The sequence below is a fragment of the Streptomyces sp. NPDC050448 genome (assembly GCF_040655295.1).
In the GTDB taxonomy this organism is placed as follows: Bacteria; Actinomycetota; Actinomycetes; order Streptomycetales; family Streptomycetaceae; genus Streptomyces.
On sequence record NZ_JBFAJR010000074.1, the window covers coordinates 1 to 13,893 of the forward strand.

Sequence of the window (13,893 nt, forward strand, 5' to 3'; positions counted from 1 at the left end):
CGGCAGGATCTGGTGCCCCACCACGACGTCGAGGTGGACGTCCTGCCGATGCCGGAGTCCCAGCGCCGGGCGCTGGCCGGCCTCTTCGCGTCCGCGCCCCACGAGGCCGACGCGCCCAGCGCCTTCTGCGTTTCCCTCCCGGACACCGGGTGGACGAGGGCGGAGAGCGACCAGTGGCTGTCGACGGGCTTCAACCGGACCCTGATGCCCAACATGGCCATCCACGAGGTGGCACCCGGACACGCCAGCCACGGCAGGGCGCTGCGCCAGGCCGCGACCGATGTCCGCCGCACGCTCCACTCGGACGCCTTCATCGAGGGCTGGGCCCACTACTGCGAGGAGCTGGCCCTGGAGCAGGGCTTCCGCGACGGGGACCCGCGCGTCGCGGTCGCGGTCGCCCAGGACGCGCTGCGCAGGGTCACCCGCTTCGCCTGCGCCATCGGCCTCCACACCGGAGCGATGACCCTGTCGGACGCGGCGGCCCGGTTCACCCAGGACGTCTCGCTGTCCGGGCCCGCAGCCCTGCACGAGGCCCGGCGCGGGCTGTTCGACCCCACCTACGGTCGCTACACCTGGGGTAAGTTCGCCATCCTCGACCTGCGCGAGCGGGCCATGGCCCGTTGGGGCAGCGCCTTCTCGCTCCGTCGCTTCCACAGCGCCCTGTTCGACCTCGGCGCCCCGCCCCTGGGCCTGTTGCACACGGCACTGGAACGCGGATGAACTCACTCGCCGCCTTCGCGCTCGCCACGCTCGTCCTGGTGGCGGTGCCCGGACCCAATCTGATTTACATCATCACGCGCAGCGTGCAGGACGGACGGCGGGCCGGCGTCGTCTCGGCCCTCGGAGTGGAGACCGGCACCCTCCTGCACGTCTTCGTCGCCGTCTGCGGACTGGCGGTCTTCATCACCGACCATCCCCTCGCCTTCGCCGTCCTGCGCTACACGGGCGCCGGCTACCTCGCCTACCTGGGCTTACGAGCGCTGCTCCTGCTCCGCCGCCCGCCCTCCTCCGCCGTGGAGGCGGACGACGCCGAAGACCGTCCCGATCGACGCCGACTGCTCCGGCTCTATCGCGACGCCGTCCTCGTCAACGTGCTCAACCCCAAGGTCGTCCTGTTCTTCCTGGCCTTCCTCCCGCAATTCGTGCCCACCGGCCTGACCTCCGCGCAAACCCGCACCCGCATGCTCGTACTCGGCGCGGTCTTCCTGGCCATCGCCCTCGCCTTCGACCTCTGCTACGCGCTCGTCGGCGCCGCACTCGCCGGCCGACTCCGCGGCACCCCGCGCCGGGACCGCCGCCTGTCGTACGTGACCGGCGGCATCCACCTCGGCCTGGCCGCTCTGGTGTTCATCTGATGCCGGATCAGCGCCTCGAGACAGGGCCAGGGACCCGTGACCTGCGCGTTCGTGTTCGCCGGCAGACCATGGTCCCGACCTACGGCGTTCCGGCTGCCGTCAGTGCCACACCTGCGAACGGGCCGTCGTTCCAACGGTTCGTGTAGGTGCTCGAGCCGCTGCCGTCGAGGGAGGAGCCGGCCACCGAGTCGGCGCCCGGTGCTGGAGCTTGCAGCCCTGCGGCGTCCAGATCTCCTCCCACTGCTGCCACCAGTTGCCATGCAGCTGGGCTAACTCACGGCCTGCGACGATCAGTTGGGTCATCTCGGGGCAGGCGGCGGTGAGGTCGAGGAGGTTGAGGCTGCCGGTGCAGCCCTGTTCCTGGCTCTCCCGGAACAGCTGCTTCGCGGGGACGGCCGGGTCGTCTGCCCGGCGTTAAGAGTCGACCAGACCGCATGGCGCGAGGAACGCACCGCTCGCGCAATCGCTTTCGGTCCGGGCAAGGCCGGCGCACGAGGCGGGAGCTACGGCGTTAGGCGCCTTGGCCGTGGTGGTGAGCGTGTCGACACGGTGCCCCGTGGTCGCCCTTGCTACCGTCCACTTCGCCTAAATGCCCCAGAAAGGACTGACTCGCACCCGCGGGTGGTCGAGAGGACACGGACCATGAACAACTTTTCCCGTCGCCGATTGCTCAAGACTTCTGCGGTCGCCGGTGTTGGCGCGGTCGTCGTGCCGGGCGTCGCGGCCGCAGATGCGATTGCCGTGACGGAGACTCCTGTGAGCGAGGCGCACGGGGCGCATTGCCCGGAGGCGAAGCTGACCGGCCGCATCGTCCGCCCCCACGACCCCGGGTACACGGACGCGCGCCTCGGCTGGGACCAGCTCTTCTCTCACTATCCGCTGGTCATCGTCTTCGCTCAGAACACCCAGGACGTGGTCAACGCCCTGACGTGGGCGCGGCAGAACGACGTCGCGCTACGGATTCGGAGCGGCCGCCACAGCCTTGAGGGCTGGTCGAACGTCGACAGCGGACTCGTGATCGACATCAGCGAGTTGAAGTCGGTCCACCTGGACAGCGCTGCTCGTATCGCGACGGTCGGCGCCGGACTCAGCCAGCTGGAAGCGGTGACCACGCTCGCGAAGCGGAACTTCGCGGTGACGACGGGTACCGAAGGCACGGTTGGCCTGTCCGGCGCGACGCTCGGCGGCGGCTTCGGCTTCCTGACCCGCTGGCTTGGGATGGCCTGCGACAGCCTGATCGGCGCCGAGGTCGTCGTCGCCGAGGGCGGCGAGTGCGCCAAGGTGATCAAGGCGGATCTGAACCACAACTCGGACCTGTTGTGGGCGCTGCGTGGCGCGGGCAACGGCAACTTCGGGATCGTCACCTCACTCACCTACAAAGTGTCCCCGCTGAAGAGCGTCACATATGTGCAGGCCACGTGGGACGGCATTGGCGACCTGCGTAGGGTCTTCGACGCCTGGCAGCGCACCGCGCTGGACGCTGATGACCGCCTGGGCACGCAGCTCGAGATTCACCGCAACCAGACCTTGCTGTTCGCGGTCCTCGCGGAGGGAACACCCGCGGAGGCCAACAGGCTCCTGGCCCCGATCCTGTCGGTCGGCACTCCCCAGGTGTCGGTGCAGGTAGGCAACTGGGGCGAGGTGTATGCGGGATTCCAGATTCCGACCGAGAACGAACCCGCGAACTGGAAGTTCTACTCGCAGTTCGCCAGGAAGCCGTTCCCGGGCGAGGCGATCGACGTGATCTCCTCGTTCATGCGGGACGCGCCCACGGACGACAGCAACTTCTTCACTCAGGCGTTCGGCGGGGCGGTCAGAAGGAGCCCCCGCGGCGGCACGGCGTTTCCGCACCGTGACGCACTCTTCTACTCCGAGCCTGGTGCCGGCTGGGGGACCCGCTCCGACCAGCCGGGCATCTGCGACCCGCTCACCCCGCAGGCCCAGGCTTGGATCGCAGAGTTCAGCCAGGCCATGCGCCCCTACGTGGATGGCGCCTACGTCAACGTGCCGAACGTCGGCATGCAGGACTGGGAGACCGCCTACTGGAGGGACAACTTCGACCGCCTGCGCAAGATCAAGGCGAAGTACGACCCGCACAACGTCTTCCAGTACGACCAGAGCATCCCGCCTGCGTCCTGCTGACCGGGCACGGCCTGAGCCTCCTCCCGGGGGGTGGCTCGTCCACTATGTGCGAGCACAGGGATTGTCTGCTCCCGGCATTCCGGGCCTTTGGATCAAGGCCAGGCCGCGACCGTGAAGGCTGTGCAGGCCAGTGTCCGCGGCGGGACCCTGCGTCCCGCAACTTGTTCTCGTCGACCCACAGCGGAATGCCTGGTGCCCACATCCGCGCTCAGATCGACGACCACTCACGCCTGAGAGCGACTCCGGCGTCGGCTTCCTCCCCCCACGGAGGGTCCGGGCTCCAGCCATCGGCAATCCTCTTCGCAGTTGTCCCAGGCATCCGGCCGCTGTGCCTGCGCGGCGTGTCGCGCAGGCCGGCCGCCCCTCCACCGTGCGCCACTGGCTTCGCGAGGAGGCGATCAAGCCCTGGCAGCACCGCTCCTGGATCTTCATCACCTGACCCACGGTTCCGCCCCAAGGCCGAGCGCGTGCTCATCCTTTACGCCCGCACTTGGGGTGGGGTGCCGCTCGGCTCGGAAGGCGCTCAGTCGATACAGAACTCGTTGCCCTCGATGTCCTGCATCACGATGCACGAATCGTTGCCGTCATACAGGAGTCGCACGCGTACCGCGCCGAGCGCGACCAGTCGTGTGCATTCGGCTTCGAGCGTGGCGAGGCGCTCTTCACCCACGAGCCCGGTGCCGACCCTCACGTCAAGATGCAGCCGATTCTTGGCGGCCTTGCCTTCGGGAACGCGCTGAAAGAACAGTCGCGGGCCCACGCCTGAGGGATCACCGCAGGCGAACCATGAACCCCGATCCTCAGGAGACCGGGAGCGGTCGAAATCGTCCCAATTGGCGAACCCCTTCGGTGGCGGCGATATGACGTACCCCAACACCTCGCACCAAAAGCGAGCGAGGCGCTCAGGTTCTGCGCAGTCGAAGGTGACTTGGAACTGTTTGATCGATGACATCGGCGCACCATAGCAGCGCAACTCTGGTGCTCATCTCCCGGTAGCGATCTGCATATTGACGGGAGGATGGTCCGTGCGAGCCGCTGCTGCGTCGTGCGGTCCGGGGCCGACCCGATGCCGATGCCGATGCCGATGCCTCCAAGGGGTTGCCCGTCGTTCCGGACCAGGCCGTCGGCCACGGCCCTCGCCGCGTTCCCCGACGGCAGCCTGCGGGCCCGGGGCCACAGCTACGGAGAAGACTCCTCCCGAGTGAGGACCGGAACCGCACCCACTCCGAGCCGTGCACAACCCCGACAGGCCCTTGGCCACCTTGGACATCAGGTGATCGGACCGGACAGCCCGAGATGCCAACAACGCTTCCGGCAGCATGCGTTGCCCGTCCGTATGGATCACTGACGATCTCCAGGAGCCTCTCCCGCCCCGGCCGGTCGGCGAACGCTCGGCAGGGAAGCCCCCGGACATGACGAAGCGCCGCCAGGGCCTGTCTTTGGACGTCATCTGGTGCGCGCCGGCCGGGGACGTTCGTGGGTGGGGACGGGTGAGGAGGGTCACCGCAGGGGACCGGCCCGGCGGGGCCGCTCCCGTTGCTAGATTGTTCGGCGGCCCGGTCCCGAGGCCCCGGACGAGATGCGCCGTACCCGGTTACGCACGACGACGCGCCAGGCGCCGTCCCACCGGCAGGCGCCGTAGCGCTGTCCGGCCCCGGGCGGCGTTCCCTCGTCGCACAGATGGGCTGACCACATGACCGTGCCGCTGACCCGCACTCTCTACCGGACGATCGCACACGCCAGCGGGGGCCGTACCGGATCGGTGGTCACCGGCGACGGGCGCCTCGACGTCCGTCTGGCTCCGCCGCGCAAGAAGGTGCCCGGTACCACCAACCCCGAGCAGTTGTTCGCGGCCGGGTTCGCCGCCTGTTTCACGTCTGCGCTCGCCGAGGTCGCAGCCGAGTTCGGGGCGGATGCCTCGGCCGCGCGCGTCGCGTGCGAGGTACAGCTCGGTACCACGGACACGCCCGCGGGCTACGGTCTCGCGGTCTGCCTCACGGTCTCCCTGCCGGGGTGGAAGGCGGCTGACCTGCTGCCCCTGCTCCACCGGGCGGACGCGGTCTGCCCCTACTCCCAGGCAGTCCGCGGGAACATCGAGCTCTCACTGCTGGCCGTGGACGACACCGCCGTCGATGCCTGAGCCGGCGGGCGTCCTCGGAAGCCTTCCGGCAGAGGGCGGGCCGGGCATCCCGGTACCCGAGCGGGGCGCGTGGCTGCGGCGCGGCATCAGCCGGAACGGCGGACCCCTGGTGGAAGACCGCGAGGTGGTGTGGCTGCAGGCCGGTCCGTACTTCGCCGACAGCCGGGGCTTCGCCGGCGTCACGTCCTTCGACGGCTCCCGCGTGCACTTCCACCACCTGAGGGGCGAGCCCGGCGAGGACACGGGCACCTTCCGGTGGGAGGGTGCGAACCTCGTCGAGTGGGGCAGCAACACGGACGCCGCGATCCGGGGCCGTGCGGGCGGCGCGGCACTTCGTACCCGCGTGGCCGTGGCCGCTGCCCCAGGTGAGCCGATCGCTGTGAGCTTCGAGGTACCCGTGACCAGCGGAACGCATCCGCTCCGCTACTATGTTCGATCTAACAGTGATCGAGTGGAAATATGAATATCGGCTGAATAAGTGGCATCTACGATATCGCGAATGTTTTCGAGGATAGGCGGCGGCATCAAGTCCGCTGCGTGGCGTCAACCACGGGTCGTGCTGTGGGCTGCGGTGAGTGTGCTGGCCCTTGGGTTCCTTGTCGCACTGGAGCTCGCCGCCCGCCGTTACGGAGTGCCCGGACCGGTCACCAGCCAGGCGCGAGAGGTGATCTTCGCGCCCCGCTCGGGGACGGTGCTGTACGCCGGCATGGCGTTGGTGATGGTGGTGCTCAGCTGGCGGCAGCGGTTCATCGCGGTCGGTGCCGCGATCGGCATCGACCTCGTCTTCTGGCTCGTGCGGTCGGCGGTCGGCGCCGAGATGATGTACGGCAACGGCGCGTTGTGGGTCACTTTGGCCTGTGCCGTCATCGCCGTCACGCGCCGCACCGGCCAGGACCGTGCCCTGCTGCTGAAGGGCGTCGGTCTGGCCCTGCTGCTGGTGGCCGGCCGCAAGACCGGCTACGCCTGGCTGCTGATCACATCGAAGACGCGCCCGATGGTGCTCGACCAGTACGTGGCGACCGCCGATCACGCGCTGGGCAACCCGTCATGGGTGGCGGGCCGGATCGTCGAGGCCACCGGCACGGCCGGCTTCCGCGTCCTTGAGTTCGTCTACATCCAGCTGGCGGTGATGGCGGTCATCGTCGCGCTGTACCAGCTGCGCAACGTGGCGGTCGAGCGCCGCTTCCCGGGCCATCACCTGGTGCGCACCTTTCTGGTCATCGGCCTGCTCGGGCCGGGCATCTACATGCTCTTCCCGGTCGTCGGACCGATCTTCGCCTTCGGTGGTGACGGGGGGCAGTGGGCAATGGCCAACCTGTGGCCCGACACGCCGCCGCAGGTCGGTACCCCGCACCCGATGCTCTTCGACGGGATCACCCCGCGCAATTGCATGCCCAGTCTGCACACGGCGTGGGCTACCGCGATCTTCATTCATTCCCGCAGGGGCCCGCGGGCTCTGCGATTCGCAGGCGTGTTCTGGCTGATCGCCACGCTCGGCGCCACGCTCGGCTTCGGTTACCACTACGGCGCGGACATCATCGCCGGGGTGGTGTTCACCGTCACGATCGAGACGGCGCTGCGCTCGCTCGACCGCGGCTTGGACCGGTCGGGAATCCAGCTGGTCGTCTACGGTGCCGCGGTCTTCGCTGCGCTCTTGGCGTCGTACCGCTATCTGTCGCTGGAGATGGCCACGTACCCGTGGGTCTTCGGGCCGCTGCTCATCCTGGCGATGACCTCAGTGGCCTACGGCTACGTACGGACCACCAAGCAGTGGGAACGGAATGCCGCGTCGGTGCATGTGCCGGAACCGCGAGGCGAACGGGAACCCGAACTGGTGTGAGTCGGTACGCGGAGCACAACGGCCACGCACCGTGCGGGCATGCCGAACTCGTCGACATGCCCGCACGGTAACCGATCCAGAGGCTCCGGACTTGACGGCCACAGCTTCAGCGGATCGGGTGCGCGGCGTCTGCTGCGGCCGTCAAGGGGGCAGTGCGCGGCGACTTCAGTACGTGTGGCCCACATGCGCGAGGGCCTGCTTCAGCAGCACTGCATGGCCGCCCGGCATCTCGCTCTGCACGGCTGGTGAGGCTGCTTCCTGCGGGCTGAACCAGACGAGGTCCAGGGCGTCCTGCCGGGGACGGCAATCACCCGTCACCGGCACGACGTAGGCGAGTGCCACCGCGTGCTGGCGAGGATCGTGGTAAGCGGTTATGCCTGCCGTGGGGAAGTACTCGGCGACCGTGAAGGGCTGCAGGGAGGCAGGGACGCGGGGCAGGGCCACCGGGCCCAGGTCCTTCTCCAGGTGGCGCAGCAGCGCGTCACGGACCCGTTCGTGGTGCATGACGCGGCCGGACACCAGAGTGCGGCTGATCGTTCCGTCCGTGCCGATCCGCAGGAGCAGTCCGATGCTGGTGACTTCGCCGGTGTCGTCCACGCGTACGGGAACGGCCTCGACGTACAGGATTGGCATCCGTGCCCTGGCCATGTCCAGCTCGTCGCTGGTCAGCCAGCCGGGCGTAGTTTCGGTCATGTCAGACATCGCTTGATCATACGTTCCCGGGCGGGCCGCGGCCCAGATCACACGTCTGACGGCCAGGAGGCAGTGTGAGCAGGCCGAAGAGGGGCCTTCGACGCCGTGGTGTCCTCCGCGTCCGCCACCGGGCCTGCGTCAGCCGAGCCGGGTTCCCGGCTCCCGCACACCGCCGGGAGGGCGGCCAGTGTGCCGCGGTCTTGCCAGGGGGACGGCCCGCCGGTTCTTCTGTATCCCGTTGCAGCGAGTCGCTCCGCGAACAATCATGGCCGTCATGGAGCGACCGAGGCAGATCATCGAGTGCGGAGACTTCGTCCTGCGATGCTGGCGGGGGCAGAGCGATTTCGCTCCGGCATTCAAGTTGATCGAGGAGTCTCTGGAGCACTTGCGCCCCTGGGAGCCGTGGGTCGCCCGTCACAGCGAGAGGAACACCCGGGACTTCCTCGCGAAGGCCGAGTCGAACTGGGCAAGCGGTGACGTGTACAACTACGCCATCGCCAAAGACGGCACTCTCATCGGGATGTGCCAGACCTACCGCGGGGCCGAACCTCGGGGCCGGCGCATGGGGTACTGGCTGCACCCTGCCGCCACTGGCCAGGGCATCGCCACGAGAGCGGTGGGGGCCATGGTCACCGAGATGTTCGCCCTGCCGGACGTGGAGTACCTGGAAATCGCGCACGACCTGGCCAACACCTCCAGCGCCGCCATACCTCGCCGGTTGGGCTTCGCCGGAGTCCTGCGTGAACCCGGAACGCCGCCCGCAGCTCCCTCAGGCAGCGGGATCGACGTGGTCTGGCGGCTGAACCGCCCTACGCCGCCCGTCACGGCACTCCCCGCTGCTGAATAGCTGAACCCACCGACCTTGACTCCTGTCCCTTCGGCACCACACGAGACGACCTCCTCAGCCGGGATGGATGTGGCACCGCGTGGTGGGAGGAAGGCGAAACCGAGCCGTACACCGCGCCCGCAGTCGGCGAAGATCCGCGGAGGGTGTGCGGCCCGTCGGCTCGTCTGCTCGTCGTTCTCACGGAACTCCGTTCAGAATGCGAAGCGCCATTCCTGGTTGACGATGAAGGGATCCGCCCGGAAGGGCCCAACAGCAGAACCGTGCCCCTGCACGCAGTCCCAGATCTGCAGAACTGCACCCGGCGGCACAGGTGTTGGGATGGAAGGGCGTACGACGCCCCCACAAGCGCCTCGACTGCCCGCGGGCGCCTGACTCGGGAGTGACTTGCCGCCTTCCCGCACGGTCACGTCCTTGGCGGCCAGGGCCGCCAGGGAGCGCAGGGTTTCACCGGTGCCGTGCCGGGCGCGTGCCTCCAGATGGCGGCCCGCCAGGACGAACAAGGGCACTCCGACGGCGGCTTCCAGGTAGACGTGCGCGACCTCGCCCCCCGCCGACGGGAGGAACGTGGTGGCCCCGGCGGCATGTCCTTGGCCTCGCGCCTTGGCCGTCCGCTACCGCTTCACAGCATGGGGTAGGAGTCGAGGTACAACTCCCAGAACTCCGCCCCGCTCTCGAACGGCAGAGGATCCCATCGGGACATGCCCTCGCGGACGATCTCCTCCACGTCGGCCCAGTCGTGGGGATCCGGGCGCTCCTCCGGGCCGGGCCGCTCCACGGCGAACTTGTAGACGAGGTAGCTGAGCGAGGAGAGATCCCGGTGGATCAGCTCGTACTCGATCTCGGAGTCCGGGTCGGAGACCCAGATCGTCCCGTCGTCGAGACTGACGAAGACGTCCGCCTGATAGAGCTTCCCCAGCGGCTGCAGTCTGCCGTGCGAGGTGTCGACCGGCTCGGGGTCCAGCCCTTCGGCAAAGGCCCTGTCCGGGTTTGCCGGATCCCGGTCCGCCAGATGCTCAAGAATCCGGAAAAGCCCTCCCGAGTGCGGGACTCCGACCTCCGTCGCGAAGCTCGCGCCGTCCCCGTCCGGCCATATCCGTGCTGCCGGCTCAGGCCGGAATCTCAGCAGATCACCCGGCACGGCCCCCGCCGTGATCGCGCGCCAGTCAACCCGGACCAGCATCGGTCACCATCCTTGATCCGTGCACGAACTCCCTTACGCGTGAGGAGAACGCGCAAGCCTTGTAACCAATACTGCACTGCAGCCGCAGCGATGCCGCCCCGGACGTCCGAATCGACGGCTGGACGGTGGCCTGATGAGCCCGTACGACAGCACGGGTTTCGCCGTTCCGGACGAGCGCCGCTCGATCGATCTCTGAGGGCCGTGTCCGGGAAGGCGTTCCGCGGCTCCGCCCGAGGGCCGGTCGGCACCCCGTGGTCCCAGTGAGCGGACCAGGTGCTTCCGGACAGGTTTTCGAGCGCGTGTGCGCCGTCGGAAGGTGCGGAGGCCTTGCTCCTGCCCGGTGTCGCGGCACGGTCGGGTGGCCGGTATTCGACCGTATCTCCCCTATGTGTGGATCTCTGGGCAGTCGGTGAAGTATCCGTACGTTACGGTAACTTCGCTGTCCGTCATTCCCGGACGCACCCTGCATCCCTCTGCCATCCACCGCCCCGGCACCCCCATGCCCACGGGCGGATCGCCACGGAGAGCGACACACATGAGCACGACCGCATACAGCCGGATAGCCTCCTTAGGCGTCCGGCTCCCTGCAGCAGTCCAGACCACCCCCCAACTCGCCGCCCGGGTCCCAGGGCTGGGCGACGTGGACATCGAGAAGATCACCGGGATCGCCGAGCGGCGCGTGTGCGACCCCGACCCGGCCGCCGGTGAGGACTCGTTCGGGATGGCTCTGGCCGCCGCCCGAGACGCGCTGGCGTCCTCCCGTTACCGGGCGGCCGACCTCGACATCGTCATCTCCGCCTCGATCACCCGCTTCAAGCAGGGCGATCGCTTCACCTTCGAGCCGTCCTTCGCCGCAATGCTGGCGAGCGAGCTGGGCGCCCGCTCCGCCATCCATTTCGACGTCTCCAACGCCTGTGCCGGAATGATGACCGGCGTCTGGCTGCTCGACCGGATGATCCGCTCCGGTACCGTGCGGCGCGGCCTGGTCGTCAGCGGCGAGCAGGCCACCCGCGTCGCGCAGACCGCTGCGCGGGAGATGACGGATTCCTACGACCCGCAGTTCGCCTCGCTCTCCGTCGGGGACTCGGCGGCCGCGGTCCTCATGGACGTGTCCACCGATCCGGCCGACCGCATTCACTACGTCGAGCTGATGACCTGCTCCGAGTACTCCCACCTGTGCATGGGCATGCCGAGCGACCGCACCCAGGGCATCGCCCTCTACACGGACAACAAGAAGATGCACAACCGCGACCGGCTCAGGCTGTGGCCGCGGTTCCACGGGGATCTTCTGGCCAAGAGCGGGCGGTCGTTCGCCGGTGAGGAGTTCGACTACGTCATCCAGCATCAGGTCGGCACGCGTTTCATCGACTACGCCAACGAGATGGCCGAGGATGAATTCGGCACCCCCATGCCTGCCTCCCTCTCCGTGGTGGAACGCTACGGAAATACCGCCACGACGTCGCACTTCCTGACGTTGTGCGAACACCTCAGGGCCGGGACCGCCCGCCGCGGCGCCAGGTTCCTGCTGGTTCCGGCTGCCTCCGGCGTGGTCACCGGTGCCCTGTCCGCGACCCTCACGAACGTGGGGGTGTGAGCCATGGGCATGGTCATCACCGCCGCCGAAACCGCTGTCCCGGCCCCGGCCGTCCCCACCGCCCCACCGGGAGCTCCCGCCCAGGCCGCGGCATCCGTCGTGGACCTCGCCGGCCGGGCCGCCCGAGGCTGCCTGGCCCGGGCGCGGGTGTCGGCCTCGTCGATCGGCGTGCTCGTCAACGTCGGCGTCTACCGGGAGCACAACACCTTCGAACCGGCCATGGCGGCCTTGGTGCAGAAGGAGATCGGCATCAACCTCGACTACATCGCCGACCCCGAGCCGGCCGCAGGTTTCTCGTTCGACCTGATGAACGGAGCCTGCGGCGTGCTCAACGCGGTCCAGGTGGGGCAGGCACTGCTGGCGACGGGAAGCACCGAGCGCCTGCTGATCACGGCGGCCGACGTCCACCCGGGGGGCGACGCGGACCGCGACACCGGCTACCCGTACGCGGACCTGGCCGGTGCCTTCCTGCTGGAGCGCAGCGCCGACCCCGACGCCGGCTTCGGGCCGGTGCGCCACTACACCGCAGACCGGCCCACAGGTGTCGAGGGCTACCTCGACACCGGCACCATGGGCACGCAGGGGCGGACCACGATCACCGTCAGGCGTGAGCCGGGCCACCGGGCGCGGCTGAGCGAGCTCGCGGCGCGTGCTGTCACCGAGTACGCGGGGGAGTTCGGCGTCGACCTCGACCGGACCCTGGTGATCGGCCCGTCCGCGACCACTGCCGGGGCCGGGGGTGGGGGAGAGCCGCACACCGCGGCGCCCGTCCTCGGCTACCTCGGGGCGATGGACGGCGTACGCCGGGACGACTACGACCAGTTCCTGTTCGTGTCCGTCGGCGCCGGACCCAGCGCGGCGTGTGCCGTCTACCGGCCCGAGGGGTGGTGAGCCCGGTGAGGCGTACGAGGCCGGCCGCCGGACAGACCGACACGGGGGAGGAGCCGACCGGGCAGCCCGCGGACCGGCCCGAGGAGCACCTGGCCGGCGCCACGGGCAGCGTGCCCGGGTGGCTGGAGCGAAACGCCCGCGCCTTTCCCGACAAGCCGGCCGTGATCCACCCCGTCGGCCGCAACTCCCGGTACGGCACCGTCACCTACGGGCAGTTGCAGGAGACGGCCGAGGAGCTGGCCCGCGGATTCGAGCGCGCCGGGATCACCAGGGGTACCAAGACGGTACTGATGGCCCCACCCGGCCCGGAGCTGTTCGCGCTCGTCTTCGCGCTGTTCCGGGTCGGGGCCGTGCCCGTCGTCGTGGATCCGGGCATGGGCGTGCGGCGCATGCTGCACTGCTATCGGGCCGTGGGCGCCGAGGCGTTCATCGGGCCGCCCCTCGCCCAGCTCGTGCGCGTCCTGGGCCGCCGTACCTTCGCCGGAGTGCGGGTTCCCGTCACCCTCGGGCGGCGCCGGCTCGGCCGCGGTCACACGCTGGCCGCACTGCGCGTCGCGCCCGCGCCCGCGCCCGCTCACGGGACCGGGACCGGGACCGGGAGCGGCATGCGCGCGGACGGGGCGGCGCCGACGGGCGGGGACGACCTGCTGATGATCGGCTTCACCACCGGAAGTACGGGCCCGGCCAAGGGAGTCGAGTACACCCACCGGATGGCGTTGTCCATCGCCCGCCAGATCGAGGCCGTCCACGGCCGCACCCGCGACGACGTCTCCTTGATCACGCAGCCCTTCTACGGGGTGCTCGACCTGGTCTACGGCTCCACTCTGGTGCTTGCTCCGCTGGCCCCCGCCCGGGTCGCGCAGGCGGACCCGGTGCTGCTCGTGGATGCGCTGGAAAGGTTCCGCGTCACCACCATGTTCGCCTCGCCCGCACTGCTGCGGAACCTGGCCGGGCACCTCACCGGCGCTGCCCGCGACCGACACCCGCTGCCCGATCTGCGCTGCGTCGTATCCGGCGGGGCCCCGGTGCCCGACGCGGTCGTGGCCACGCTGCGCCGGGTGCTCGACGAGAAGGCACGGATCCATGTGACGTACGGGGCCACGGAGGTGCTGCCGATCACCTCGATCGAGGCGGCCGAGATTCTCGGCGACGGCGACGGCGGCCTCGACGGCGACGGCGACGGCGGCCGCGAACGCGGCGGTACCGCGGCC

At 69.4% G+C, this 13,893-nt stretch carries 13 protein-coding genes, 1 pseudogene and 1 riboswitch; of the genes and pseudogenes, 10 read left to right on the plus strand and 4 right to left on the minus strand.

Features of this window, described 5'->3' with window-relative positions; translation table 11 throughout:
* From AB0I68_RS37945 to AB0I68_RS37955, 3 genes are all read left to right on the plus strand, one after another.
* Positions 1 to 720 (plus strand): DUF885 family protein (locus AB0I68_RS37945; RefSeq protein WP_363181995.1); only part of this gene is annotated, 720 nt, incomplete at its 5' end.
* Positions 717 to 1,355, plus strand: coding sequence for a LysE family translocator (locus tag AB0I68_RS37950; protein ID WP_363181997.1), 639 nt, complete (start codon positions 717 to 719; stop codon positions 1,353 to 1,355). The genes AB0I68_RS37945 and AB0I68_RS37950, both read left to right, overlap by 4 nt.
* A gap of 621 nt (positions 1,356 to 1,976) precedes the next feature.
* A complete protein-coding gene (locus tag AB0I68_RS37955; RefSeq protein WP_363181998.1) occupies positions 1,977 to 3,497 on the plus strand; it encodes an FAD-binding oxidoreductase in 1,521 nt (506 codons plus the stop codon).
* Between the two features lie 523 nt (positions 3,498 to 4,020).
* On the opposite strand, the gene AB0I68_RS37960 is transcribed toward AB0I68_RS37955, so the two are convergent.
* Positions 4,021 to 4,449 (minus strand): VOC family protein, encoded by a 429-nt coding sequence (locus tag AB0I68_RS37960; RefSeq protein WP_363181999.1) that lies wholly within the window; start codon positions 4,447 to 4,449, stop codon positions 4,021 to 4,023.
* Positions 4,450 to 5,047: 598 nt separating this feature from the next.
* Positions 5,048 to 5,110: riboswitch (guanidine-III (ykkC-III) riboswitch) on the plus strand.
* 80 nt (positions 5,111 to 5,190) lie between these two features.
* Between AB0I68_RS37960 and AB0I68_RS37965 the strand changes: the two genes are divergently transcribed.
* Genes AB0I68_RS37965 through AB0I68_RS37975 form a run of 3 tightly spaced genes read left to right on the plus strand, consistent with a single transcriptional unit; the run spans position 5,191 to position 7,477 of the window.
* Positions 5,191 to 5,637 carry an Ohr family peroxiredoxin gene (locus AB0I68_RS37965; RefSeq protein WP_363182000.1) on the plus strand — a complete coding sequence of 149 codons (447 nt, stop codon included), beginning with the start codon at positions 5,191 to 5,193 and terminating at the stop codon, positions 5,635 to 5,637.
* A complete protein-coding gene (locus tag AB0I68_RS37970; RefSeq protein ID WP_363182001.1) occupies positions 5,630 to 6,100 on the plus strand; it encodes a hypothetical protein in 471 nt (156 codons plus the stop codon). The genes AB0I68_RS37965 and AB0I68_RS37970 overlap by 8 nt, the downstream gene beginning before the upstream one ends.
* A 36-nt stretch (positions 6,101 to 6,136) precedes the next feature.
* Positions 6,137 to 7,477 (plus strand): phosphatase PAP2 family protein, encoded by a 1,341-nt coding sequence (locus AB0I68_RS37975; RefSeq protein WP_363182002.1) that lies wholly within the window; start codon positions 6,137 to 6,139, stop codon positions 7,475 to 7,477.
* 165 nt (positions 7,478 to 7,642) lie between these two features.
* Here the strand turns inward: AB0I68_RS37975 and AB0I68_RS37980 are convergent, their stop codons facing one another.
* The gene (locus AB0I68_RS37980) at positions 7,643 to 8,179 is read right to left on the minus strand and encodes an NUDIX hydrolase family protein (protein ID WP_363182003.1); all 537 of its coding nucleotides are present in this window, start codon (positions 8,177 to 8,179) and stop codon (positions 7,643 to 7,645) included.
* 265 nt (positions 8,180 to 8,444) lie between these two features.
* On the opposite strand from AB0I68_RS37980, the gene AB0I68_RS37985 reads away from it, so the two are divergent.
* Positions 8,445 to 9,017 (plus strand): GNAT family N-acetyltransferase, encoded by a 573-nt coding sequence (locus AB0I68_RS37985; protein ID WP_363182004.1) that lies wholly within the window; start codon positions 8,445 to 8,447, stop codon positions 9,015 to 9,017.
* 389 nt (positions 9,018 to 9,406) lie between these two features.
* Here the strand turns inward: AB0I68_RS37985 and AB0I68_RS37990 are convergent.
* Positions 9,407 to 9,583: pseudogene (locus AB0I68_RS37990) on the minus strand (heavy metal translocating P-type ATPase); the annotation flags it as partial.
* 53 nt (positions 9,584 to 9,636) lie between these two features.
* Entirely contained in the window at positions 9,637 to 10,197 is a 561-nt protein-coding gene (locus AB0I68_RS37995) for an SUKH-4 family immunity protein (RefSeq protein ID WP_363182005.1), read from the minus strand.
* Positions 10,198 to 10,732: 535 nt separating this feature from the next.
* Between AB0I68_RS37995 and AB0I68_RS38000 the strand changes: the two genes are divergently transcribed.
* The 3 genes from AB0I68_RS38000 to AB0I68_RS38010 form a co-directional block, all read left to right on the plus strand.
* Positions 10,733 to 11,791 (plus strand): 3-oxoacyl-[acyl-carrier-protein] synthase III C-terminal domain-containing protein, encoded by a 1,059-nt coding sequence (locus tag AB0I68_RS38000; RefSeq protein WP_363182006.1) that lies wholly within the window; start codon positions 10,733 to 10,735, stop codon positions 11,789 to 11,791.
* Between the two features lie 3 nt (positions 11,792 to 11,794).
* The gene (locus AB0I68_RS38005; RefSeq protein ID WP_363182007.1) at positions 11,795 to 12,682 is read left to right on the plus strand and encodes a hypothetical protein; all 888 of its coding nucleotides are present in this window, start codon (positions 11,795 to 11,797) and stop codon (positions 12,680 to 12,682) included.
* Positions 12,683 to 12,687: 5 nt separating this feature from the next.
* Positions 12,688 to 13,893, plus strand: a 1,206-nt coding sequence (locus AB0I68_RS38010) for an AMP-binding protein (RefSeq protein WP_363182008.1), incomplete at its 3' end; no start/stop codon positions are given.

What these genes read in the sequence shown, in the direction of transcription:
- AB0I68_RS37950 (WP_363181997.1), top strand. Translation starts at nt 717, where the DNA reads ATGAACTCACTCGCCGCCTTCGCGCTCGCCACGCTCGTCCTGGTGGCG.
- AB0I68_RS37960 (WP_363181999.1), bottom strand. Translation starts at nt 4,449, where the DNA reads ATGTCATCGATCAAACAGTTCCAAGTCACCTTCGACTGCGCAGAACCT.
- AB0I68_RS37965 (WP_363182000.1), top strand. Translation starts at nt 5,191, where the DNA reads ATGACCGTGCCGCTGACCCGCACTCTCTACCGGACGATCGCACACGCC.
- AB0I68_RS37970 (WP_363182001.1), top strand. Translation starts at nt 5,630, where the DNA reads ATGCCTGAGCCGGCGGGCGTCCTCGGAAGCCTTCCGGCAGAGGGCGGG.
- AB0I68_RS37975 (WP_363182002.1), top strand. Translation starts at nt 6,137, where the DNA reads ATGTTTTCGAGGATAGGCGGCGGCATCAAGTCCGCTGCGTGGCGTCAA.
- AB0I68_RS37980 (WP_363182003.1), bottom strand. Translation starts at nt 8,179, where the DNA reads ATGTCTGACATGACCGAAACTACGCCCGGCTGGCTGACCAGCGACGAG.
- AB0I68_RS37985 (WP_363182004.1), top strand. Translation starts at nt 8,445, where the DNA reads ATGGAGCGACCGAGGCAGATCATCGAGTGCGGAGACTTCGTCCTGCGA.
- AB0I68_RS37995 (WP_363182005.1), bottom strand. Translation starts at nt 10,197, where the DNA reads ATGCTGGTCCGGGTTGACTGGCGCGCGATCACGGCGGGGGCCGTGCCG.
- AB0I68_RS38000 (WP_363182006.1), top strand. Translation starts at nt 10,733, where the DNA reads ATGAGCACGACCGCATACAGCCGGATAGCCTCCTTAGGCGTCCGGCTC.
- AB0I68_RS38005 (WP_363182007.1), top strand. Translation starts at nt 11,795, where the DNA reads ATGGGCATGGTCATCACCGCCGCCGAAACCGCTGTCCCGGCCCCGGCC.